Origin of the sequence: Luteimonas sp. FCS-9, from assembly GCF_001014645.1 — a bacterium.
Classification (GTDB): domain Bacteria; phylum Pseudomonadota; class Gammaproteobacteria; order Xanthomonadales; family Xanthomonadaceae; genus Luteimonas.
In genome coordinates this window covers 137,565-162,203 of sequence record NZ_LASZ01000002.1, presented here as the reverse complement: position 1 = coordinate 162,203, position 24,639 = coordinate 137,565, and the positions used below count along the sequence as shown (strand labels likewise).

The 24,639-nt window shown below is 71.7% G+C and carries 11 protein-coding genes; 8 read left to right on the top strand and 3 right to left on the bottom strand.

Features of this window, described 5'->3' with window-relative positions; translation table 11 throughout:
- Positions 1 to 53: 53 nt before the first annotated feature.
- Positions 54 to 1,529 carry a leucyl aminopeptidase gene (locus tag WQ56_RS02330; protein WP_047135460.1) on the bottom strand — a complete coding sequence of 492 codons (1,476 nt, stop codon included), beginning with the start codon at positions 1,527 to 1,529 and terminating at the stop codon, positions 54 to 56.
- Positions 1,530 to 1,665: 136 nt separating this feature from the next.
- Between WQ56_RS02330 and lptF the strand changes: the two genes are divergently transcribed.
- Both lptF and lptG read left to right on the top strand, forming a co-directional pair.
- Positions 1,666 to 2,751, top strand: a complete 1,086-nt coding sequence (gene lptF / locus WQ56_RS02325; RefSeq protein ID WP_047135459.1) for an LPS export ABC transporter permease LptF — start codon at positions 1,666 to 1,668, stop codon at positions 2,749 to 2,751.
- Positions 2,748 to 3,857: an LPS export ABC transporter permease LptG gene (gene lptG, locus WQ56_RS02320; protein ID WP_047135635.1), complete on the top strand. Its 1,110-nt coding sequence runs from the start codon at positions 2,748 to 2,750 to the stop codon at positions 3,855 to 3,857. The genes lptF and lptG overlap by 4 nt, the downstream gene beginning before the upstream one ends.
- Positions 3,858 to 3,908: 51 nt before the next feature.
- Here the strand turns inward: lptG and WQ56_RS02315 are convergent, their stop codons facing one another.
- Positions 3,909 to 4,400, bottom strand: coding sequence for an RDD family protein (locus WQ56_RS02315; protein WP_047135458.1), 492 nt, complete (start codon positions 4,398 to 4,400; stop codon positions 3,909 to 3,911).
- A 101-nt stretch (positions 4,401 to 4,501) separates the two neighbouring features.
- Here WQ56_RS02315 and xerD point away from each other — a divergent pair, with 101 nt between their 5' ends.
- The 5 genes from xerD to WQ56_RS02290 all read left to right on the top strand — a co-directional run bounded on the left by xerD (position 4,502) and on the right by WQ56_RS02290 (position 22,222).
- Positions 4,502 to 5,482 (top strand): site-specific tyrosine recombinase XerD, encoded by a 981-nt coding sequence (xerD, locus tag WQ56_RS02310; RefSeq protein WP_047135457.1) that lies wholly within the window; start codon positions 4,502 to 4,504, stop codon positions 5,480 to 5,482.
- 803 nt (positions 5,483 to 6,285) lie between these two features.
- Positions 6,286 to 7,095: a DsbC family protein gene (locus tag WQ56_RS02305; RefSeq protein ID WP_047135456.1), complete on the top strand. Its 810-nt coding sequence runs from the start codon at positions 6,286 to 6,288 to the stop codon at positions 7,093 to 7,095.
- Between the two features lie 82 nt (positions 7,096 to 7,177).
- The gene (gene purL / locus WQ56_RS02300) at positions 7,178 to 11,212 is read left to right on the top strand and encodes a phosphoribosylformylglycinamidine synthase (protein WP_047135455.1); all 4,035 of its coding nucleotides are present in this window, start codon (positions 7,178 to 7,180) and stop codon (positions 11,210 to 11,212) included.
- Positions 11,213 to 11,700: 488 nt separating this feature from the next.
- On the top strand, positions 11,701 to 20,133 hold the full coding sequence (locus WQ56_RS02295; protein ID WP_047135454.1) for an ESPR-type extended signal peptide-containing protein: 8,433 nt from the start codon (positions 11,701 to 11,703) through the stop codon (positions 20,131 to 20,133).
- A 157-nt stretch (positions 20,134 to 20,290) separates the two neighbouring features.
- Positions 20,291 to 22,222, top strand: a complete 1,932-nt coding sequence (locus WQ56_RS02290; RefSeq protein WP_047135453.1) for a S8 family peptidase — start codon at positions 20,291 to 20,293, stop codon at positions 22,220 to 22,222.
- A gap of 199 nt (positions 22,223 to 22,421) precedes the next feature.
- Here WQ56_RS02290 and WQ56_RS02285 read toward each other — a convergent pair whose 3' ends face one another.
- On the bottom strand, positions 22,422 to 23,327 hold the full coding sequence (locus tag WQ56_RS02285) for a LysR substrate-binding domain-containing protein (RefSeq protein ID WP_047135452.1): 906 nt from the start codon (positions 23,325 to 23,327) through the stop codon (positions 22,422 to 22,424).
- Between the two features lie 265 nt (positions 23,328 to 23,592).
- Between WQ56_RS02285 and WQ56_RS02280 the strand changes: the two genes are divergently transcribed.
- On the top strand, positions 23,593 to 24,528 hold the full coding sequence (locus WQ56_RS02280; protein ID WP_047135451.1) for an aromatic alcohol reductase: 936 nt from the start codon (positions 23,593 to 23,595) through the stop codon (positions 24,526 to 24,528).
- Positions 24,529 to 24,639: the final 111 nt, after the last annotated feature.

Below are 24,639 nucleotides of genomic sequence, written 5' to 3'. Positions count from 1 at the left end.
CTTCTCCTAATCCCCGGTCCCCCGTCCCGAATCCCGGGCGCATCGACGGTGCCTCAGGCACGGTCCATGAGCCACTGCGACAGCAGGCCGACGGGGCGGCCGGTGGCGTAGGCCATCTTGCCGCTGCCGCTGGCGCTGCCGGCGATGTCGAGGTGGGCCCAGCGCTGTCCTTCCGTGAAGCGCGAGAGGAAGCAGCCGGCCGTGATCGCGCCGCCCCAGCGGCCGCCGATGTTGTAGACGTCGGCGAAGTTGGAATCGAGCATCGACTGGTATTCGTCCCACAGCGGCAGACGCCAGGCGCGGTCGAAGACGTGCTCGCCGGCGGCCAGCAGCTCGGCGGCCAGATCGTCGTGCTTGCTCATCAGGCCGGTGGCCTGCGAGCCGAGCGCGACCATGCACGCACCGGTCAGCGTGGCGACGTCGACCAGTGCGGCCGGCTCGAAGCGCTCGGCGTAGGTCAGCGCGTCGCACAGGATCAGCCGGCCCTCGGCGTCGGTGTTGCCGACCTCGATGGTCTTGCCCGACATGCTGGTGATGACGTCGGACGGGCGATAGCTGTTGCCGTCGATCGCGTTCTCGACCGCCGGTACCACGACGTGCAGGTTGATCGGCAGGTCCAGGCCCACCGCGGACACGAACGTGCCCATGACCGTGGCCGCGCCGCACATGTCGAACTTCATCTCCTCGATGCCGCCCTGCGTCTTGAGGTTGACGCCGCCGGTGTCGAAGGTGATGCCCTTGCCGACGAGGACGTAGGGCTTGGCGTCGCCGCCGTTCTTCCAGCTCAGCACGACCAGGCGGGGGCGGTTGGCCGAGCCGCGCGCGACCGCCAGCAGCGAGCCCATGCCCAGCGCCTCCATCTGCGCCTCCTCCAGGACCTCGCACGAGGCCTTGTCGAAGCGGTCGGCGAACGTGCGCGCCTGCTCGGCGAGGTAGGCCGGGTTGCAGACGTTCGGCGGCAGGTTGCCGAGCTCGCGCGCGAACTTCACGCCCGCGGCGATCGCCTTGCCCTGCGCGAGGGCCTGCGCGTCGTCGCCGACGATCGAGATGGCGGCCAGCGCCGCGGGCTCGCGCTTCTTGTTGCGCGCGCCCAGCGTGGCGACGTAGCGGTAGGCGGCATGGTCGGCGGCGATCGCCGCCTGGCGGATCTTCCACGCCGTGTCGTGGCCGGCGACCTCGAGGTCGGCCAGCGCGATCGCGGCGTTCGTGGCCGTGCCGTCCTTGAGCGCGCGGATCGCGTCGCCGACGGCGCGGATGTACTGCGCGGCGCCGAACTTGGCGCGCTCGCCCAGGCCGACCGTGAGCACGCGCGGCGCGGTCACGCCGGGCAGGTCGTGCAGCAGCGTGGTGCGCCCGGGCTTGCCGGGCAGGTCGCCGCGCTGGGCGAGCGCGGACAGGCGGCCGCCGCTGGCGGTGTCGATGCTCTCCGCCGCGCCCGACAGCGGACCGTCGGCGAAGATGCCGACGACCACGCAGTCGCTCGACAGGGTGGAGGGCGTGTCGCGGTTCAGGGAGAATTCGAGGGTCATCAACCAGATTCCATGGGGTGATCGGTACACTTCACGGTCCAGCGGGCGTCGCCTGTGACAGGCTGCGCCGTCGCAGATGCGTCGTGAAGGCGCGGCTGGACGAACTCCCAAGTCTAAAGCAAAGCCCCCGCGCCCGATGCCGAAGCTCGACCGCTACCTGTTCCGCGAATTTGCCCAGGCGACCTTCGCGGCGCTGGTGGTGCTGATGATCGTCAGCCTCGGCGGGGTGTTCGCCGACGTGCTCGGCGACATCGCGCGCGGCCGGGTGCCGGCCGGCCTGATGCTGGCCCAGCTGGGCCTGCAGGTCATCAACTACCTGCCGCTGATCCTGCCGCTGGGTCTGATGCTCGGCCTGATGCTGGCGTTCGGGCGCCTGTACCGCGATTCGGAGATGCCGGTGCTGACCTCGGTCGGCGTCGGCCCGGTGCGCCTGCTGCGGCCGCTGGCGCTGGTCGTGGTGCCGATGGCGCTGTTCATCGGCGCCTGCTCGCTGTGGCTGGGGCCGTGGGCCCGGGCCTACTCGCAGCAGATGATCGAGGCCGGCCAGCGCAGCCTGCTCGTCTCGGGGCTGGAGGCCGGCCGGTTCGTCGAATTCCCCGGCGGCAACGGCGTGGTCTACGTCAATGCGATGTCCGACGACGGCAGCCGGCTGGGCCGGGTGTTCGTCTACCGGCAGGACGAAGGCCGCATGGACGTGACCACCGCGCTGAGCGGCGAGCTGAGCGTCGAGGGCGCCGAGCGCTTCCTGCGCCTGGACGGGGGCTTCCGCGTCGAGGGCCCGCTCGACGCCGGGCTCGACTACCGGCTGATGCGCTACGCCAGCAACGAGATCCGGCTGCCGACCGCCGACCTGAGCGCCGATGGCGACGACCCCGAGCTCAAGCCGACGCTGGCGCTGCTGGGCGACGCGCGGCCCGAGGCGCATGCGCAGCTGCACTTCCGACTGGCGCCGCCGCTGCTGGCGCTGGCGTTCGCGCTGCTGGCCGTGCCGCTGGCGCGCAGCCCGCCGCGCCAGGCCCGCTACGGCCGGATGATGATGGGTTTCCTGGCCTACGTGCTGGGCATGAACCTGATGATGCTGGGCACCGACTGGGTCGGCGAGGGCCGGATCCCGGTCGCGCTCGGCCTGTGGTGGCTGGTGCTGCCGCTGCTGGGCTTCGGCGCCTGGCTGTACTTCCGCGACGGCCGGGTCGTCGCACCGAAGTGGAGGCGCGCGCGATGAGGCCGCTGCTGCGCATCCACGACCTGTACGTCGCCCGCGTGGTCACCATCGCGGTGTTCGCGACCTGGGTGGTGCTGGTGGGGCTGGACGCCCTGATGGCCGGCGTCAACGAGATCGGTGCGGTCGGGCAGGGCGACTACACCTACCTGTCGGCCGTGGCCTACATCGCGCAGACGCTGCCGCGCCGCGCCTACGTGATGTTCCCCACGGCCGCGGTGATCGGCTCGCTGATGGGCTTGGGGCAGCTTGCGGCCACCTCGGAACTGATTGCGATGCGCGCGCTGGGCCTGTCGCGGACGCGGCTGAGCATCTCGGTGGCGCTGCCGCTGCTGGTGTTGACCGCGCTGATGGTGGTCAACGGCGAGACGCTTGGCCCGATGGCGCAGCGCAACGCCGACAGCATGAAGTCGGCCCAGCGCTCGAACAACATGGTGGTCGGCCGGTATTCCGGCCTGTGGGCGCGCGAGGGCGACACCTTCCTCAATGCGCAGAACGGCAGCGAGATCGCCGAGGCGGGCGGCAGTCGCATCCAGCTGCAGGACGTGCGGCTGTTCGAATTCGCCAGCGACGGCCGGCTCGAGTCCGTCGCGCATGCCAAGACCGCCGAGCACGGCGCCGACGGCTGGCTGCTGCGCGAGGTGCAGCGCACGTGGTTCGAGCCGCGCGCGGTGACCCGGACCGAGGCGCTGGAGGAACACTGGGCCTCGCAGCTCGACGCCTCGACGCTGGCGGCCAGCGCCAGCAGCATCTGGCGCCCGCGCTACATGCCCTCGAGCGAGCTGCGCGCGGGCATCGAGTACCGCAAGCGCAACCAGCTCGACGCGGGCGAGTTCGAGGAGCATTACTGGGGCCGCTGGTTCTACCCGCTGAACGTGCTCGCGTTGTGCCTGGCCGCGATCCCGTTCGCGTTCGGCTCGCTGCGCAGCGGCAATGCGGGCAAGCGGCTGTTCATCGGCGTGGTGTTCGCGCTCGGCTTCTGGCTGACGCAGATGCAGGTGGTGAAGTTCGCCGCCGTCTACCGGATCGATTTCCGCCTCGCCTACCTGCTGCCTCCGGCGGTGATGCTGCTGGTGTCCTGGCTGCTGTTCCGGCGGCGCAGCGCCTGATCGACGCGTGCGCGTATCGCGATGATGCGCGCTCGCCGGACCGCCGCCGCGTCAGGCGGACGGACGGCGTGGTTCGCGGAGGATGCGCGTCCCGCTGGCGCGGTCGTGCCAGGTCAGCCGGTCACGGTCGATCCATGCCCACCAGAAGCCAAGCCCGCCGGCCAGCAGCGACACCGTCCCGACCGCGAAGCGCAGCCACAGCGCACGCAGACTCGGCTGCCCGCCATCGTGGCCGCGCACGCGGATGCGCCAGGGTCGCATGCCCAGGGTTTGCCCGCCATGGCGCCAGCTCGCGACCGCGTAGGCCCCGGTCGCCAGCCAGCAGCACAGCCACAGCAGCCACTGCAGTGCGCTCATCGGCGGGATGTTCTCGTGCGGGTCGTGGTGGCCCGCGAACGTGTAGCCGGCGGTGAACAGCGCCGAGAGCAGCAACCACAACGCGAGCGCGGGCCACAGGTCGTAGACCAGCGCCAGCATCCGCCAGCCGATCCAGGGGCGTGCGGCCGGGGACGCGGCGGCGGAAGGCGGTGGCGATGCGGGCATCGCGACAGCATAGCGGCTGCGGCGCGCGAACCGGCGCCGGCGCGGCGAGCGTGCGCGCCGGACGGGTGCCGCGCACGCGTCGAGGCCCTAAGCTGCGCACGATGACGCATGCGACCGCCACGCCCGCCGAACGCCGCGCCCTCGTGGTCGCCCTGCCGCCGCTGCGCGACGACGATCGCCGCGTGATCGAGGACTTCCTGGATGCGTTCTGGGCCGACACCGGCATCGCGACCCAGACCGGCGACGCGTACCGGCGCGATCTCGAGGGCCTCGCGCGCTGGCGCGACGGGCGCGATGGCGGCATCGCCCGCGCCGACCGCGCCGCGCTGTTCGGGTACCTGGCCTGGCGCACGCGGCACGGCTGGTCGCCGCGCAGCAACGCGCGGCTGCTGTCGGCATTGCGGGCGTTCTACGCCGATCGCCAGCGTCGGCACGGACGGGCCGACGACCCGACCGCCCTGCTCGAACCGCCGAAGCTGCCGCGGCCGCTGCCCAAGGCGCTGGGCGAGTCGCAGATCGAGGCCCTGCTCGCCGCCCCCGACGTGGGCTCGGCGGCCGGCCTGCGCGATCGCACGATGCTCGAGCTGATGTACGCCTGCGGCCTGCGCGTCAGCGAGCTCACCGGCCTGCCGGCGAACGGCGTCAACCTGCGCCAGGGCGCGCTGCGGGTGACCGGCAAGGGCGAGCGCACGCGGCTGGTGCCGCTGGGCGAGGAGGCCCAGCACTGGTTGCAGCGCTATCTCGCCGAGGCCCGCCCGGTGCTGGCCGGCGGCAAGCCGTTGCCGGCCGACGCCCAGGGCGGGACGCCGCTGTTCCTGACCGCCCGGCGCCTGCCGTTGACCCGGCAGCAGTTCTGGGCGCTGGTCAAGCGCTACGCGGCGGTCGCGGGCATCGACCCGGCGCGCATCAGCCCGCACGGCCTGCGCCACAGCTTCGCCACCCACCTGCTCAACCACGGCGCCGACCTGCGCGCGCTGCAGATGCTGCTCGGCCACAGTTCGCTGTCGACGACGCAGATCTACACCCTCGTCGCCCGAGAACACCTCAAGCGCCTCCACGCCACCCACCATCCGAGGGGGTGAGCGCATGCGCTTGCGAGCCACTGGCTCGCGCATGCGCGAACGCCTGGCCAAGGATGGCCGGGCAGGGCGCTCATCAGGTGACCAGGTTCCGCCATGGATGGCGGCGGGGCGTATCGACTCCGAGGCGGCATGCCGCGTGACGGGGGCGAACGCCTCGCGTGCTTCGCGAGGCCGGGCAGGCGCCGGAACGAATAGCCGATACCAACTCGACGCCGACCGCGCGCATGCGCGAACGCCTGGCCAAGGATGGCCGGGCAGGGCGCTCATCAGGTGACCAGGTTCCGCCATGGATGGCGGCGGGGCGTATCGACTCCGAGGCGGCATGCCGCGTGACGGGGGCGAACGCCTCGCGTGCTTCGCGAGGCCGGGCGAGCGCCGGAACGAACAGCCGATAACAGTTCGACGCCGATCGCGCGGAAGACCACGATCCGACGTGCAGGTCGCATCGCTTCCCCGCCTGCGGACACAGGATCGCGAAATGCACCTCATCCCAACCTTCCACCCGTCAAGGGCGCAATGCCCCGCAGGCGGGGGAAGGGGTCGAAAAGCAGGGCCGCGCGCGGGTTACCTCCTCCGCTTGCGGGGGGGGGGGGTCGGCGCCGCAGGCGCCGGGTGGGGGCGGCTGCGGGCATCGTGATCGACACGGCGCCTGCCCCCTGCGGCGCCGGGCACCCGGATGCCCCGTTCGCCATTCTGCCCGTGAACACCAATGCGATCGCAAGGCCCCCGGGTCGATCCCCGGTCCCCGCTTCGTGCCAGAATCGCCGGTCCCGGAGTTCCTCCGTCCGCGGTAGCCCGATGCGATGAAGCGATACGTGTTCGCCCTGTTCAGCGCCTTCAGCCTGTCCGCCTGTGCCCAGGGCACGAGCGCGCCCGACGCGACCGCCGCGTCGCCGCAGCCGCCTGCTGCCACGGCCGCGGAGGCGCCGCCTCCGCCGCCGGGTACGCCGGCCGCGAGCGCGCGCAACGCCATCCTGTCGATCAATCCGCGGGTGTCGATCGAGAGCATCGACGACGCGCCGCTGCCCGGCTTCCAGGAAGTGATCGTCGCCGGCCAGGTGCTGTACGTCAGCAACGACGGCCGCTACGTCATGCAGGGCAGCCTGTTCGATGCGCAGGAAAAGCGCGATCTGAGCCAGTCGGGCCTGTCGCAGCTGCGCAAGCGGCTGCTGTCGGAGGTGCCGGAGGAACAGCGCATCATCTTCGCGCCGGCCAATCCGAAGTACACCGTTTCGGTGTTCACCGACGTCGAATGCGGCTACTGCCGCCGCCTGCACGACGACATCGCCGAATACAACAAGCGCGGCATCGCCATCGAGTATCTGGCCTACCCGCGCATGGGGCCGGGCAGCGACGACTTCCGGCTGATGGAGTCGGTCTGGTGCGCCGACGACCGCCGCAAGGCGCTCACCGATGCCAAGGCCGGCCGCCGCGTGAACGCGCAGGCCTGCGACAACCCGGTGGCCGCGCACTACGCGCTGGGCCAGCGCGCGGGGCTGACCGGCACGCCGATGATCGTCGCCGAGGACGGGACCCAGATGCCCGGCTACATGCCGCCCGACCAGCTGCTCGCCGCGCTGCAGCGCCTGGCCAGCGAGGCCGGCACGCCCTGAGGCCGTCCGCGCGTCGCCGGACCCGGCGGCGCGCCCGGCCATTGGCTACAATGGGCGGCCCTGGATCACGGTTTGCCCGGACATGATCGTCCTCGAGGGCCAGCAGGCCCTGTCGCCGTTCCGACGCGAGCGGCTTGAAGCGCGTCTGCAAGCGGTCTCGCCGGCGCTGCGCGTCGCCGATGCCTGGCACGTCTACTTCGTCGAGGCCGAGCCCGGGCACACGCCCGACGACGCCACGCTGCGACGGCTGCTCCAGGTCGACGCCGGCCCCGGTCCGGCGCTGGCGCCGGGCGCGGTGTCGCGCACGGTCTCGCCGCGGCTGGGCACGATCTCGCCGTGGGCGAGCAAGGCCGGCGAGCTGTTGCGCGGCGCCGGATTGCCGGTCCACCGGGTCGAGCGCGGGCTGCGCATCGACCTGCTCGGCTGGCCCGATGCGCCGGCCGAGCGCGCCGCGGTCTCCAAGCTGCTGCACGATCCGATGACCCAGTCGCTGCTCGACGACGTCGACGCGGCGCAGGCGTTGTTCGCCGAGCCGGCGCGTGGTTCGCTTGAGCGCATCCCGCTCGACGGCCTCGAGGCCGCGAATGCGCGGCTGGGCCTGGCGCTGGCCGACGACGAGATCGACTACCTGCGCGAGCGCTTCGGCGCGCTCGGACGTGCGCCGTCGGACGTCGAGCTGATGATGTTCGCGCAGGCCAATTCCGAGCACTGCCGCCACAAGATCTTCAACGCCACGTGGAGCATCGACGGCGAGGCGCAGCCGCAGTCGCTGTTCCGCATGATCCGCCACACCCACGCCCAGACGCCCGAACACACGCTGTCGGCCTACAGCGACAACGCGGCGGTGGTGGAAGGCTATCCGGCGCGCCGCTTCCGGCCCGACCCGGTGTTGTTCGAGTACCGCAGCGAGCCGCTGCAGGGCAGTGCGTTCTGCATCAAGGTCGAGACCCACAACCACCCGACGGCGATCTCGCCGTTTGCCGGCGCGGCCACCGGTGCGGGCGGCGAGATCCGCGACGAAGGCGCGACCGGCCGCGGCGGCAAGCCCAAGGCCGGCCTGACCGGGTTCACGGTTTCGCACCTGCGCATCCCGACGCTGCCGCAGCCCTGGGAGGGCGCGCGCGCGCTCAACCCGCGCATGGCACCGGCGCTGGAGATCATGCTCGACGGTCCGCTCGGCGGCGCGGCGTTCAACAACGAGTTCGGCCGGCCGAACCTGCTGGGCTACTTCCGCAGCTTCGAGCTGGCCGAGGGCGAGGACGGGCTGCAGCGCGGCTACGACAAGCCGATCATGCTCGCCGGCGGACTGGGCGCGATCGATCGCACGATGGTCGAGAAGAAGCGCCTGTCGCCGGGCGACGCGGTCGTCGTGCTCGGCGGTCCGGCGATGCTGATCGGCCTGGGCGGCGGCGCCGCCAGTTCGGTGGCCTCGGGCGAAAGCGCCGAGGACCTGGATTTCGCCTCCGTGCAGCGCGACAACCCGGAGATGGAGCGCCGCTGCCAGGAGGTGATCGACCGCTGCGTCGCGCTCGGCGAGCGCAATCCGATCCTGTGGTTCCACGACGTCGGTGCCGGCGGGCTGTCGAACGCGATTCCCGAACTGCTGCACGACTCGGGCGTGGGCGGCCGCATCGACCTGGACCGCGTGCCCAGCGACGACCCGTCGCTGTCGCCGATGCAACTGTGGTGCAACGAGTCGCAGGAGCGCTACGTCCTGGGCATTCCGCAGGACCGCGTCGACGACTTCACCGCGATCTGCGCGCGCGAGCGCTGCCCGTTCGCGGTCGTCGGCGTGGCCACCGCCGAGGAGCACCTGACGGTCGGTTACGGCGTATTCCCCACAGCTGACGCGCCCGGCCCGGCGCAGCACGCCGGGCGTTCGGACACGCCGCGCGGCAATGCCGCGCAAGCGGCGCATCCTCACCCAATCGACCTGCCGATGGACGTGCTGTTCGGCAAGGCGCCGAAGATGCATCGCGACAGTACGCGCCCGTCGCCGCACCGCTGGCCGGCCGTGGACACCCGCGCGATCGACCTGCACGAGGCGGGCCTGCGCGTGCTCGCGCACCCGACCGTCGCGGCCAAGCAGTTCCTGGTCACGATCGGCGACCGTTCGGTGGGCGGGCTGACCGCGCGCGACCAGATGGTCGGCCCGTGGCAGCTGCCGGTCGCCGACTGCGCGATCACGTTGTCGGACTTCGACGGTTTCACCGGCGAGGCGATGGCGATCGGCGAGCGCACGCCGCTGGCGCTGATCGATGCCGCCGCCGCTGCGCGCATGGCCGTCGGCGAGGCGATCACCAACCTGTGCGCCGCGCCGGTGGAGACGCTGCACCGGGTCAAGCTGTCGGCCAACTGGATGGCGGCCGCCGGCCACCCCGGCGAGGACGCGCGGCTGTTCGACGCCGTCCGCGCGGTCGCGATGGAACTGTGCCCCGCGCTCGACCTGTCGATCCCGGTCGGCAAGGACTCGCTGTCGATGCAGACGCAGTGGGTCGAAGCCGGTGTCGGGAATTCGGGATTCGGGGGTGGAACGGCTGCGGATGCCTCCGCGACCGGGGCGCCCGCTTCTTCGAATCCCGAATCCCGAACCCCGAGTCCCCCGAGCCACAAGGTCGTCTCGCCGGTCTCGCTGATCGTCAGCGCGTTCGCGCCGGTGCCCGACGTGCGTGCGCAGCTGACGCCGCTGCTGGCGCGCGAGCCGGCGAGCGAGCTGTGGCTGATCGGCCTGGGCGCCGGCAAGCAGCGGCTCGGCGGCTCGGTGCTGTCGCAGTGCTTCGGTGCGTTCGGCGGTCCATGTCCGGACGTCGACGATCCGGCGCGCCTGAAGGCGTTCTTCGAACTGATCTGCGATGCGCGCGAGGCCGGCCTGCTGCTGGCCTACCACGACCGCTCCGACGGCGGCGCGTTCGCCGCGCTGTGCGAGATGGCGTTCTGCTCGCGCCAGGGCCTGGAGATCGATCTCGAGGGCTGGGGCGATGCGCGCCAGCGCGATGCGGTGCGCACGCTGTTCTCCGAGGAACTGGGCGCGGTCGTGCAGATCGCGTCCGGGGACCGCGCCGAGTTCGCCGACCTCGTCGAGCGCCACGGGTTGATCGAATGCGCACAGCGCATCGCCCGGCCCACGTCCTCGGCGACGATCCGCGTGCTCGACGGCGAGGACCTGCTGGCCGAATGGAAGTGGGAAGCGCTGTTCGACGCGTGGTGGTCGGTGACCCATGCGATGCAGGCGCTGCGCGACAACCCCGAATGCGCGGACGAGGAGCGCGCGTCCGCGCGCGACTTCGCGGCGCCGGGCCTACGCCCGGTGCTGCGTTTCGACCCGGCGCAGGCGCCCTTCGTCGCCACCGGCGCGAAGCCGCGCGTGGCGATCCTGCGCGAGCAGGGCGTCAACGGCCAGATCGAGATGGCGGCCGCGTTCGACCGCGCGGGTTTCGCCGCGATCGACGTGCACATGAGCGACCTGATCGAGGGCCGGGTGGATCTGGCGTCGATGCAGGGCCTGGCGGCGTGCGGCGGCTTCAGCTACGGCGACGTGCTCGGTGCCGGGCGCGGCTGGGCCACGTCGGTGCTCGAGCGCGCGCAGCTGCGCGACGCGTTCGCGGCGTTCTTCGCGCGGGGCGACACCTTCGCGCTGGGCGTGTGCAACGGGTGCCAGATGCTGTCCCAGCTCAAGGCGATCATCCCCGGCGCGCAGCACTGGCCGCGGTTGCTGCGCAACCGCAGCGAGCAGTTCGAGGCGCGCGTGGGCCTGCTCGAGGTCGTCGACTCGCCGTCGCTGTTCCTGGCGGGCATGACGGGCTCGCGCATCCCCGTCGCGGTGTCGCACGGCGAAGGCCGCGTGCAGTTCGACGATGCGGCCGCACGTGCATCGGCACGCGTCGCGCTGCGCTACGTCGAGGGGGACGGCACGCCGGCCACCCGCTACCCGGCCAATCCCAACGGCTCGCAGGACGCGATCGCCGGGCTGTGCTCGGACGATGGCCGCGCGACGATCCTGATGCCGCATCCCGAGCGCACGCCGCGCACGGTCAACCTCAGCTGGGCGCCGGCAGACTGGCCGGACGACAGTCCATGGCTGCGGATGTTCCACAACGCGCGCAGGCATCTGGCCTGAACTGACACGATTCGTCACTTTTCGCGCAAACCCATCCAGATAGGGGCCCGGAGCGATCCGGGCCCCTGATCGTTTGCGGGACCGCGAACCCGTCGCCTGCAGCACCCGGGCATCCGTCGCGCTCCTGCCGGGCGCAGGATTTCCCTCGTGGATTCATGGGGTTGCCGGTGGGGGGCGAGGACTCCTGGTGGCACTCGGCACATCCGGCCCGCCACGACGCCCGCGTTCCGGTCGCACGTCGGTATGCGGCAACCCTTGACGCCGGACGTCAGGCTGGCGAGAGTCGGCATCCGGTCGGTCGTTTGGGGACGGTTCAAGTTGCGTACATTCCGCATTCATGAAAGCCGCGTCATCCCACGTGTCCGTGTGGGGGTCGCCGGCCCCCGCCCCGCCTGAATTCCATCGCAAAGCCGCCTGGTCGACCGTCGACCCGCGGCTTTTTCTTCGCCCATCCATCAGCCCAACAAGCACTTCGAGGGGAAGCCCGCATGAACCGGATCTATCGCAAGGTGTGGAACAAGTCGCTCGGCCAGGTCGTCGTGGCTTCCGAACTCGCCACGGGCGACGGCGTCGGCACGACCGTGGTCGTGGGCCGCGGCGCGCGTCCGGCGTTGCTGGCGCTGGCACTGATGGCGGTCATGCCGGGCGCCTGGGCCCAGGCGGCCGGGGTCACGATCGACGGAACGGAACCCTGCGTCGTCGAAGGCGTGACCTACGAGTGCATCGTGCCCGGGGATGCGAGCGCTGCGGCGGGCGCGGTGGCGATCGGTGGCGCGGCGCAGGCGGGCGGCATGACCGCCACCGCGGTGGGCACGCAGACGGTCGCCACCGGGTTCGCATCGGGGGCATTCGGTGCCTCCGCGCGGGCCACGGCCAACCAAGCGCTCGCGCTCGGTGCGAATGCGCGGGCGATCGCGGCCGACAGCGTCGCGCTGGGGGCCAACGCGCGCGCGACCCGCGCCAACACGGTGTCCGTCGGCGCCGAAGGCGAGGAGCGCCAGATCGTCAACGTGGCCGCGGGCGAGCAGGCCACCGATGCGGTCAATCGCGCGCAGCTCGATGCCGTCGCCGCCGTCGCGGAGGGGACCGCCCAGTATGTCGCCGGCACCGGTGAGGGCGAAGCGGCCGCCGACGGCGACGTCGCGTTCGCTGCGGGCTCGGATGCGACGGCCGGCGGCGATGGCAGCGTCGCGATCGGCGCGGACAGCAGCGCGTCCGGGCTCGAGACCACCGCCGTGGGCTACGGTACCGACGCGTCGGGCGAATACGCGACCGCGATCGGGGCCGAGAGCGCCGCCAGCGGCGGCATGTCGGCCGCGCTCGGCTTCCTGGCGGCGGCGGAAGGCGACTGGTCGACCGCGGTCGGCGCACTGGCATCGGCGAGCGCGCAGGAAGCCACGGCACTGGGCAACGGCAGCGCCGCCAGTGGCATCGCATCGACCGCCGTCGGCACCGGCGCCGCGGCGTCGGCCGACAACAGCGTCGCGCTGGGCGCGAACTCGGTCGCCGACCGCGAGGACAGCGTCTCGGTCGGTTCGGAAGGCAGCGAGCGCCAGATCACGAACGTCGCCGAGGGCACCGAGACGACCGACGCGGTGAACCTGGGCCAGCTGCAGGAGGCGACGGCGTACAACCAGTACTTCCGCGCGACCGGCGACGGCGAGGCCTACGCCGAGGGCGAGGACGCGACCGCGTCGGGCTCGAACGCGATCGCCGAGGCGGACTATTCGACCGCCGTCGGCTCGACGACCTACGCCTCGGGCGTCGGGTCCTCGGCGTTCGGTAGCGGTACGGTCGCCAGCGGCCAGTACGCGACGGCGTCGGGCTACAACGCCGTGGCCGAGGGCGACTCGAGCACCGCGGTCGGCGGCTGGCTGTACTACGAGGACGAGGAAGGCACCGTCCTGCTCGACCAAACGACCACGGCCAGCGAGGTCGGCGCGTCGGCGCTGGGCGCGGGCGCGCAGGCGCTGGGTGCGTTCAGCACCGCGACCGGCGCGGCGGCGACGGCGCAGGGCGCGCAGTCGACGGCGCTGGGCTACAGCAGCAGCGCGGACACCGACGGTTCGAGCGCGCTGGGCGCGTTCTCCGAGGCGACCGGCGGGTTCGCGACCGCGGTGGGTTACGGCAGCGTGGCGAGCGGCGACTACGGGCTGGCAGTGGGCGGCATCGCCGACTACGGCGACCTGCTGATCGGCTTCCCCGGCCTGATCCTGCAGACGACCGAGGCCAGCGGCGTGGCGTCGACCGCGCTGGGCAACGGTGCGCTGGCGACCGACCTCGGTGCGACCGCGGTGGGCACGCTGGCCGAGGCAACGGGGATCCAGGCGACGTCGGTGGGCACGCTGGCCTACGCGACCGCGGACGGCGCGTCGGCATTGGGCAGCGGCAGCGAGGCCAGCGGCGCGGATTCGACGGCGATCGGCTTCCTGGCCGACGCCTCGGCGGCCAACAGCGTCGCGCTGGGCGCGAACACGGTGGCCGACCGCGCCGACACGGTGTCGGTCGGCTCGGCGGGCGCCGAGCGGCAGATCGTCAACGTCGCGGCCGGTACCGAGGCCACCGATGCGGTGAACCTGGGGCAGCTGGAGGCGGTGACCGGAGACACCCGTTACTTCGCCGCGTCCGGCGGGGAGGACAGCGACGGCGCCGCTTATGCGGATGGCGACTATGCGACGGCTGCGGGCGAATCGGCGCTGGCGGCAGGCCAGGGCGCATCGGCGTTCGGCAGCGGCGCGTTCGCGTTCGCCGACAACGCGACGGCGGTCGGCTTCAATGCCGTGGCCAGCGGCCAGAACAGCGCGGCGTTCGGTGCCGGCGCCGAGGCCGGCGGCGCGGCGAGCGTGGCGATCGGCGGCAATGCCGTCGACGAGGACGGCGAGCCGCTGCTGACGCTCGGCGGGCAGCCGGTCGAGACTTCGGCCACCAGCGCCGGCGTGGCCGGCACGGCCGTGGGTGCGAGCGCGGAGGCCAGCGGATTCGCAGGCAGCGCGGTCGGCGTCGGCGCCACGGCCAGTGGCGACATGGCGGCTGCGTTCGGTGCGGTCGCCACGGCGGCGGGCGACCAGTCGACCGCGCTCGGCTATGCGGCGGTGGCCACGACCGCCGATTCGACGGCGATCGGTTCGTTCTCGGTCGCGAGTGGCGTCAACAGCGTCGCGGTCGGCGGTGGCGCGGGCCTGTTCGATCTCTTCCCGACCGAGGCCTCGGGCGACTACTCGACCGCGATCGGTGGTGGCGCATGGGCCAGCGGCGACAACAGCACGGCGGTGGGCAACTTCTCGACGGCCTCGGGCGACGACAGCCTGGCGCTCGGCTCCGATGCGATCGCCTCCGCCAGCGGCAGCGTCGCGCTCGGCCAGGGGTCCGAGGCCGATCGCGACAACACGGTCTCGGTCGGTTCGGAGGGCAACGAGCGCCAGATCACGAATGTTGCCGAGGGCACCGAGACGACCGACGCGGTGAACCTGGGCCAGCTGCAGGAGGCGACGGCGTACAACCAGTACTTCCGCGCGACCGGCGACGGCGAGGCCTACGCCGAGGGCGAGGACGCGACTGCATCGGGCTCGAACGCGATCGCCGAGGCGGACTATTCGACCGCCGTCGGCTCGACGACCTACGCCTCGGGCGTCGGGTCCTCGGCGTTCGGCAGCGGTACGGTCGCCAGCGGGCAGTACGCGACGGCGTCGGGCTACAACGCCGTGGCCGAGGGCGACTCGAGCACGGCGGTCGGCGGCTGGCTGTACTACGAGGATGAAGAAGGCACCGTCCTGCTCGACCAAACGACCACGGCCAGCGAGGTCGGCGCGTCGGCACTGGGCGCGGGCGCGCAGGCGCTGGGTGCGTTCAGCACCGCGACCGGTGCGGCGGCGACGGCGCAGGGCGCGCAGTCGACGGCGCTGGGCTACAGCAGCAGCGCGGACACCGACGGTTCGAGCGCGCTGGGCGCGTTCTCCGAGGCGACCGGCGGCTTCGCGACGGCCGTGGGCTACGGCAGCGTGGCGAGCGGCGACTACGGCCTGGCAGTGGGCGGCATCGCCGACTATGGCGACCTGCTGATCGGCTTCCCGGGCCTGATCCTGCAGACGACCGAGGCCAGCGGCGTGGCGTCGACCGCGCTGGGCAACGGTGCGCTGGCGACCGACGTCGGTGCGACCGCGGTCGGCACGTTGGCCGAGGCGACGGGCATCCAGGCGACGTCGGTCGGCACGCTGGCCTACGCGACCGCGGACGGCGCGTCGGCGCTGGGCAGCGGCAGCGATGCCAGCGGCGCGGATTCGACGGCGATCGGCTTCCTGGCCGACGCCTCGGCGGCCAACAGCGTGGCGCTGGGTGCGAACTCGGTGGCCGACCGCGAGGACAGCGTCTCGGTCGGTTCGGAAGGCAGCGAGCGCCAGATCACGAACGTCGCCGAGGGCACCGAGACGACCGACGCGGTGAACCTGGGCCAGTTGCAGGAGGCGACGGCGTACAACCAGTACTTCCGCGCAACCGGCGACGGCGAGGCCTACGCGGAGGGCGAGGAGGCGACTGCATCGGGTTCGAACGCGATCGCCGAGGCGGACTATTCGACCGCCGTCGGCTCGACGACCTACGCCTCGGGCGTCGGGTCCTCGGCGTTCGGCAGCGGTACGGTCGCCAGCGGGCAGTACGCGACGGCGTCGGGCTACAACGCCGTGGCCGAGGGTGACTCGAGCACCGCGGTCGGCGGCTGGCTGTACTACGAGGACGAGGAAGGCACCGTCCTGCTCGACCAAACGACCACGGCCAGCGAGGTCGGCGCGTCGGCGCTGGGCGCGGGCGCGCAGGCGCTGGGTGCGTTCAGCACCGCGACCGGCGCGGCGGCGACGGCGCAGGGCGCGCAGTCGACGGCGCTGGGCTACAGCAGCAGCGCGGCGACCGACGGTTCGAGCGCGCTGGGCGCGTTCTCCGAGGCGACCGGCGGGTTCGCGACGGCGGTGGGCTACGGCAGCGTGGCGAGCGGCGACTACGGGCTGGCGGTGGGCGGCATCGCCGACTACGGCGAGCTGCTGATCGGCTTCCCCGGCCTGATCCTGCAGACGACCGAGGCCAGCGGCGTGGCGTCGACCGCGCTGGGCAACGGTGCGTGGGCGACCGACCTCGGTGCGACCGCGGTGGGCACGTTGGCCGAGGCAACGGGGATCCAGGCGACGTCGGTGGGCACGCTGGCCTACGCGACCGCAGACGGCGCGTCGGCATTGGGCAGCGGCAGCGAGGCCAGCGGCGCGGATTCGACGGCGATCGGCTTCCTGGCCGACGCCTCGGCGGCCAACAGCGTGGCGCTGGGTGCGAATGCGGTGGCCGACCGCGCCGACACGGTGTCGGTCGGCTCGGCGGGCGCCGAGCGGCAGATCGTCAACGTCGCGGCCGGTACCGAAGGCACCGACGCGGTGAATCTCGACCAGCTTGAAGAAGCGACCGCCTACAACCAGTACTTCCGGGCGACCGGCGAGGACGAGGCCTACGTGACCGGCGAGGAGTCGGTCGCGGCGGGCTCGGGTGCGGCCGCCGACGGCGACTACGCCACGGCCGTGGGTTCGGCCGCGCAGGCGCAGGAGCAGGGCGCATCGGCGTTCGGCAGCGGCGCATTCGCGCTCGCCGAGAACGCAACCGCGGCCGGCTTCAACGCCGTCGCCAGCGCCAGCAACGCGCTGGCGGCCGGTGCCCTGGCCGAGGCCTCGGGCGAATACGCGGTCGCGGTGGGCGCCGAGAGCCTGGCGTCGGGCGAACTGGCGACCGCCACTGGTGCGGGCGCGGTCGCGAGCGGCGACGGCAGCCTGGCGTCCGGTTCGCTGGCCGAAGCCGGTGGCGAGGAGTCGACGGCAGTGGGCTTCTATGCCGCCGCGACGGGGGACGGTGCGACCGCGGTCGGCGCAGAGAGCGTCGCCGATGGCGTGACCGCCGCGGCCTTCGGCTTCGGGTCGGCAGCCTCCGACGACTACGCCACCGCACTCGGTGGCTATGCGACGGCCTCGGGTTTCAACAGCACGGCGGTCGGCAACTTCAGCACCGCGAGCGGATCCAATGCCCTGGCGGTCGGCTCCGACAGCACCGCCTCGGGCGCCTACAGCACCGCGGTCGGTCAGGCGGCGACGGCCACCGGCGTCAACAGCGTCGCGGTGGGCGGCGCCTTGCTCGGCCTGCTGCCGGCCGAGGCCTCGGGCGACTACTCGACCGCGGTCGGCGGCGCCGCTTGGGCGGCGGGCACCAACAGCACCGCGCTGGGCAACTTCGCCGAGGCGGTTGCGGTCGACAGCGTGGCGCTGGGCGCCGATTCGATCGCCGACCGCGAGAACAGCGTGTCGGTCGGTTCGGAAGGCAACGAGCGCCAGATCACGAACGTTGCCGAGGGCACCCAGGACACCGACGCGGTCAACCTGGCACAGCTCAACGCCGCCGCGGACGGCGCGCTGCTCGCGGGCCGTTATTTCCGGGCCACCGGAGACGGCGAGGCCGTTGCCGAGGGCGAGGACGCGACCGCGTCGGGCTCGAACGCGATCGCCGAGGCCGACTACTCGACCGCAGTCGGTTCGACGACCTATGCGGCCGGTGTCGGCGCGTCGGCGTTCGGCAGCGGCGCCCAGGCGTCCGCTGCGAACAGCGTCGCGATCGGCTTCAACAGCTATGCCGCGGCCGAGGGTGCCGTGGCGATCGGCGGTCTCGGCCAGGCCTACGACGCGTTCAACGCGCCGATGCTCGACGAGAACGGCGATCCCATCCTGGTGTCCACGCAGGCCGAGGCGGGCGGTACCGCTGTGGGTTCGGGCGCGCTCGCGACCGGGCAGAACGCCACCGCACTGGGCAACGGCGCGCAGGCGCTGGGCGACGAGAGCTATGCGGGGGGCGTGAAGTCCCGCGCGACCGGGGACTGGAGCACGGCGATCGGCAGCAACGCTTGGGCCAGCGGAGGTGATGCGACCGCTGCCGGCGCCTATGCGTGGGCGACTGCCGACGGCGCCACCGCGTTCGGCACCTCGGCATGGGCGACGGCGACGAACGCGTCGGCGTTCGGCTACGGCGCCTGGGCCGCGGGCTCGGGGGCGACCGCGCTGGGCATGGACACCTGGGCCGAGGGCGTCAATGCCATCGCCGTGGGGCGTGGCGCGCTCAGCACCGCCGACCAGGCGATCGCGGTCGGTGCGATCTCGCTCGCCGACGGCACCAATGCCGTCGCGATCGGCCGCGGCTCGCTGGGCCTCGCGGACGACGGCGTCGCGCTGGGCTCGCGCGCGAGCGTGAACGCCGACGCGACCGGGGGCCTCGCCCTGGGTGCCAACGCTAACGCTGCGGCCGAGGGCAGCGTGGCGCTCGGTGCCGGCTCGCAGGCCGACCGCGCGGGCACCGTGTCGGTCGGCGCATCGGCGGACTGGACGGACGAGTACGGCGTCACGCACGAGGCCAGGCAGCGTCAGATCACCAACGTCGCGGCCGGTACCGAGGACACCGATGCGGTGAACCTGGCACAGCTCAACACGGTGGCCGACAGCGTGGGGGATCTCGCCGAGAACGCACTGGTCTACGACGATGACAGCAAGTCGCGGGTGACCCTGGCCGGTGTCGACGGTACGGTGATCGGGAATGTCGCGGCCGGCGAGATCAGTGCCGACAGCACCGAAGCGGTCAACGGCAGCCAGCTGTTCGAGACCAACGCACGCGTCGATGTCGTGGAGGGTCGCGTCGATGCGCTTGACGGGCGCATCGGCGACATCGAGGACGTGACCGCGAATGCGGTGACCTTCGACGACGAGAGTCGCGGCTCGATCACCCTGTCTGAAGACGGCACGGTGATCGCCAACCTCGCCGAGGGCGAGGTCTCGGCGACCAGCACGCAGGCGATCAACGGCAGCCAGCTCCACGAGGCGTTGGCCTCGACCGCCGATATCCTCGGTGGCGGCGCATCAGTGACCGCGTTCGGCACGCTGGCCGCGCCGAGCTACACGATCCAGGGGACCGAGTACGGCAACATCGGTGCGACGTTCGCCGCACTCGACATCGAGATCAGCAACCTCAAGACGCGCGTCGGGAACGTCGAGGACATCATCGATTCGAACACCGGCACCAACGACCGCGTCGCGGTCGGCGGCGACACGCCGGCATCGATCGCCGACGGCAGCAACGGCGTCGCGGTCGGCGACGGTGCGCAGACGGGCGGCCAGAACGGCGTGGCGGTCGGCGGCGATGCCTACGCGCACGGGCCCAACGACACCGCGCTCGGCGGCAACGCCAAGGTGTACGCGGACGGCAGCACGGCGGTCGGCGCGAACACGACGATCACCGCCGAGGCGACGAATGCGGTGGCCGTCGGCGAGGGGGCGAGCGTGAGCGCCGCGTCGGGCACCGCGCTGGGGCAGGGCGCATCGGTCACCGCGGAAGGCGCGGTCGCGCTGGGCCAGGGCTCGGTCGCCGACCGCGCGAACACGGTATCGGTGGGCAGCGCCGGCAACGAGCGGCAGATCGCCAACGTGGCGGCTGGCACCGCCGCGACCGATGCCGCCAACGTCGGCCAGGTCAACGCCGGGGTCTCCGAGGCCAAGGCCTACGCCGACACCACCGCCACGCAGGCGGTGGCCACCGCGAACGCCTACACCGACCAGAAGTTCGCGACCTGGAACGACAGCTTCGAAACGTTCAAGGGCGACGTTGATCGCCGCTTCTACGACACCGAGCGCCGGATCGACCGGCAGGGTGCGATGGGCGCGGCGATGCTCAACATGGCCACCAGCGCGGCAGGCATCCGGACGCAGAACCGGGTCGGCGTCGGCGTCGGCTTCCAGGGCGGGGAAAGCGCGCTGTCGGTCGGCTACCAGCGCGCGATCAGCGAACGCGCGACGGTGACCGTGGGCGGTGCGTTCAGCGGCGACGAGAAATCCGTGGGTCTGGGCGCCGGCTTCGGCTGGTGACCGCGCGGGAACCGGCGGTGGGCGAGTGCCCCCGCCGGTCTGCGGTTCGACGCCGTCGGGGCGACCCGGCGACGTCCGTACGACATCCGTCGTCGCGTCGGCCTCCACGCCGGCGGGACGACGCTTCCGAGGTCCAATTCTCCAACGAGGGTCCGAAATGAAGAAGAGCATCATCCCCTGCACGCTGGCCGTCGCGGTCGGCGCGGCGCTCGCCGCCGGTGCCGTCCATGCCGGCAAGGCTCCGCGCCCGGCCGACAAGGTGGCGACCGAAACGCCGTTGCTGCAGTCGGACGCGACGCCGATCCGGCGCTTCATCGTCGAGTACCGCGACGGTGCGCGCGAGCGGCAGGACCAGCAGGCGGCCGTGGCCGGCGTCCGCAGCGCGCTCGCCCGCTCGGGCGTGGTGCGCGGGGCCGGCAAGGCGAACAACGTGCAGTACCTGCGCACGCTGGCGACCGGCCACCAGGTGCTGCGCCTGGCGCAGGGCGTGGACCGCGTCGCAGCCGAGGCGCTGATGCGGCAGATCGCCGCCGATCCGAACGTCAAGTCGGTCGCGCCCGACCGGCTGCGCCAGATCGCCGCCGCGCCGGTGCAGCCGGCCTACGTGCCCAACGATCCCGGCCTGGAATGGCAGTGGCACCTGCTCGCGCCCGATGGCGGCGCCACCACCGATGGCGGCCCGAACCGCGGCGGCATCGATGCGCCGGCGGCGTGGGACCTCACCGATGGCGAGGGCATCACGATCGCGGTGCTCGACACCGGCATCACCGAGCATCCGGACATCGACAGCTCGCTCGGCGACGCCGGCTACGACTTCATCTCCGATGCGTTCGTGTCCGGCCGCGACAGCGACGACCGCGTCGCCGGCGGCTGGGACCTGGGCGACTGGACGATCGGCTATCCCGGCGCGGAGACCTGCCAGCAGCGCAACAGCAGCTGGCACGGCACGCACGTCGCCGGCACCGCCGGTGCGCAGCGCACCGACAACGGCATCGCGGTCAGCGGCGTCGCATACGGCGCGAAGATCCTGCCGGTGCGCGTGCTCGGCCATTGCGGCGGCTACGACTCGGACATCGTCGACGCGATCATCTGGGCGGCAGGCGGTGACGTCGACGGCGTCCCGGCGAACGCGAATCCGGCGCAGGTGATCAACCTGAGCCTGGGCGGCAGCGGGGCGTGCTCGGCGGCCGAGGCCGACGCGATCGCGCAGGCGAACGCGCTCGGTGCGACGGTGGTGATCGCGGCCGGCAACAGCAATGCAGACGTCGCGAACTTCTCGCCGGCCAACTGCCCGGGTGCGATCGCGGTGGCGTCCAACGGCGTCACCAGCCGCCGGGCGTACTACTCGAACTACGGCACCGGCATCGACATCTCGGCACCGGGCGGCGGCGTCTACGCGAACGACGGCAACTCGGGCTCGCAGATCGACGACGGTTTCGTGTGGCAGGCGAAGAACCCGAGCACGACGACGCCGACGCCGCTGGCGAGCATCACCGGGGCGCCGACCTACGGCACGGCGGGCACCTCGCAGGCGTCGCCGCATGTCGCAGGTGTAGTCGCGCTGATGCAGAGCGCACGCCTGGCGGCCGACCTGCCGCTGCTCGATCCGGAGGAGGTGCTCGACGTGCTCACGCGCACGGTCACGCCGTTCACGGTCGCGCCGTCGACCAGCCAGCCGATCGGCCCGGGCATCGTCAACGCCGGGGCGGCGGTGCTCAAGGCGATCGAGCCGCCGTGCGATCCGGACGTCGAGGAATGCGCGCCGGACGCGACGCCGGTCGTCAACGGGGTGCCGGTCCGGGCGCTGTCGGGCGCGGCGGGCGGCGAGACGCTGTACTCGATCGAGGTGCCGGCCGGAGTGACCGGTGCGCTGACGATCACCACCAGTGGGGGCAGTGGCGACGTGTCGTTGCATGTCAGCCTGGACGAGGCGCCGGCGCAAACGGGGACCTGGAACTCCGCGCGTCCGGGCAACAGCGAGACCGTCCGGATCAACCGGCCGGCGGCGGGCGTTTACTACATCAAGCTGGCAGGCACGCGGGCGTACAGCAACGTGTCGCTGCAGGCGAAGTTCACGCCGCCGGCGTGACGTTGCCGCCGCACCCGCAAGGACGCGGGTGCGGCGATGCAGGCGTCTTTCGAGCCCGCGGATTCCGCGGGCTTCTTTGTTTCAGGAGGGCCCGGGTGCCGCAATTCTCTGGACGACGTCAAGCCCCGCGGCGGTCAGCCGCTTGCGTGCCACTCATGGCGCCAATGCGCGCAGCCTTCACTGGCCGGTGCCGCCCGCATCACCATTTGCTCGAAGCCCGTGCCACCACCTCGCCGCTCCAGTCCACGAAGGCGCGCACTGCTGGAGACAGGTGCCGGCTGTGCGGATAAAGCACTGAAATCGGTTCCGGCTCGGCGTGCGCGTCTTCCAGTACGCGGATCAGCCGTCCTGCGGCCAAATGTTCGCGCACCATGTAGCTCGCGACGCGGATCAGGCCCAGGCCGGCGATGCCGGCATCCACATAGGCATCGGTGTCGTTGACGCGAACGCTTTCCTTCATGCCTATGTTGGTCGTCTGCGCGGCCCCCTGAAATTGCCAGTGGGCAAAGCGTCCGGCGTGGCCGCCGAGATAGCCCACGGCGACGTGCTGTTGCAACGCCTGCACGCTGCGGGGCGCGCCATGTTGCGCCAGGTAGTCCGGGGCGCCGCAGACGATCCAGTGGAAGCGGCCGATGCGCCGGGCCACCAGTTGCGAACTGCGCGGGGCGCCGGTGCGGATGACGCAGTCCAGGCCCTGCCGAACGACGTCGACCATGGTGTCGGAGAGGTGCAGCTCCAGTTCAATTTGGGGATGGCGGCGCATGAATGCCGGCAAGGCTGCGATGAGGCAGTGCCTGGCCAGCGACGAGGTGGTGCCGATCCTGATCGTGCCGCGCAACGCTTCGGTACGCTGGGACGCTTGAGCCTCGGCTTCCTGCAACTCGCGCAGGATCGCTTTGCAGCTGTCGTAGAAGCGCAGGCCGGCGTCGGTGGCGCTGACGGCGCGCGTGGTGCGGTTGAGCAGCCGCGCTCCCAGGTGTGACTCCAGTTCCTTGATGTTGCGCGTGACGGTCGAGGGAAGCACGTTCAGCGTGTCGGCGGCCTGCCGGAAGCTGCCGGCCTCGATCACGCGCACGAAGGTCTCCATGGCTTGCAGCTTGTCCAAGGGGGGCGGGATCTCCTGGGAGGGACGATGAGGTGGGAGCGCAGCGTCGACGCCTGTGACCACTGTCGAGCGCGATGGCGGATTGTTGCATTTATTCAAATATTAAAAGCTGTTTCTTCCGATTTTTCATGTGCCGCTGAAAACCTACGATGCAGGGGCTTCGACATGAATCCTGCTGGAGAGGGCGATGAAGGGTCACTGATCCGGCTTTCTGGTCGGCAGGTCCGTCAAGGCGAAATCACGAATTATTCAGAGTGAAGCAATTATGACAAAGTCTGACGATGAAGCCGGTTGTCCCGGCGTGCTGGTTCTCGGAGCCGGCCAGCTCGGTATGGCGGTGCTGCGCGCACTTGCTCCGCGCATGGCCGAGCGCCGCCGGTCGGTCACGGTTGTCGTCTCGCCGCACACCCTCGCCAGCGCCATGCCCGGCGACCTCGAGAATCTTGGCGTCCTGCGGGAGTTGGGCGTGGAGGTCGTGGGCTTCGACCTGGCGGGCGATCCCGCCGCCCTGCAGGCCTTGTTCGCGCGCTATCGCACGGTGATCAACTGCACCGGCTTCGTGGCTGGTCCCGGCACCCAACTCAAGATCACCCGCGCCGCATTGGATGCCCGCGTCGAGCGCTATTTCCCCTGGCAGTTCGGCGTCGATTACGACGTGGTCGGGCAGGGCAGCGGCCAGCCGGTGTTCGACGAGCAATACCAGGTACGCCAGCTGCTGCGTGCCCAGCAGCAGACCGAGTGGGTGATTGTCTCCACCGGCATGTTCACCAGCTTCCTGTTCGAACCGGCGTTCGACGTGGTGAATCTGGAGGCTGGGACGATCCATGGACTGGGCACCTGGGACACCAAGGTCACGGTGACCACGCCAGAAGACATCGGCAGGCTCACCACGGAGATCCTGCTGACCGAACCGCGCATCGCCAACGAAGTGGTGTTCGTGGCCGGCGACACGATTTCCTACGGAAAATTGGCCGAGGTCATCGAGCGGATCACCGGCCGGACCTTCGACAAGACGCTGTGGACGCTGGACAAACTGCGCGCCGATCTGGCGCAGTCGCCCGGTGACGTCATGACGCGCTATCGCGCCGCCTTTGCGTTGGGGGACGGCATGTGGTGGGACAAGGCCGGCACCTTCAATGCCCGGCATGGAATTGAAACCGTCGACGTGGCGCACTACCTGACGCGTCTGTTGAAGGCCTGATCCGGCTATTGGCACGCCACCGCGCACGCGCCCGCCCCGGGGCGGGCCGTGCATGACGTCGCCCTGGGCCACGTGCTGGCCCGAAAAGTCGACCGCCGGGCGGATGCGGCC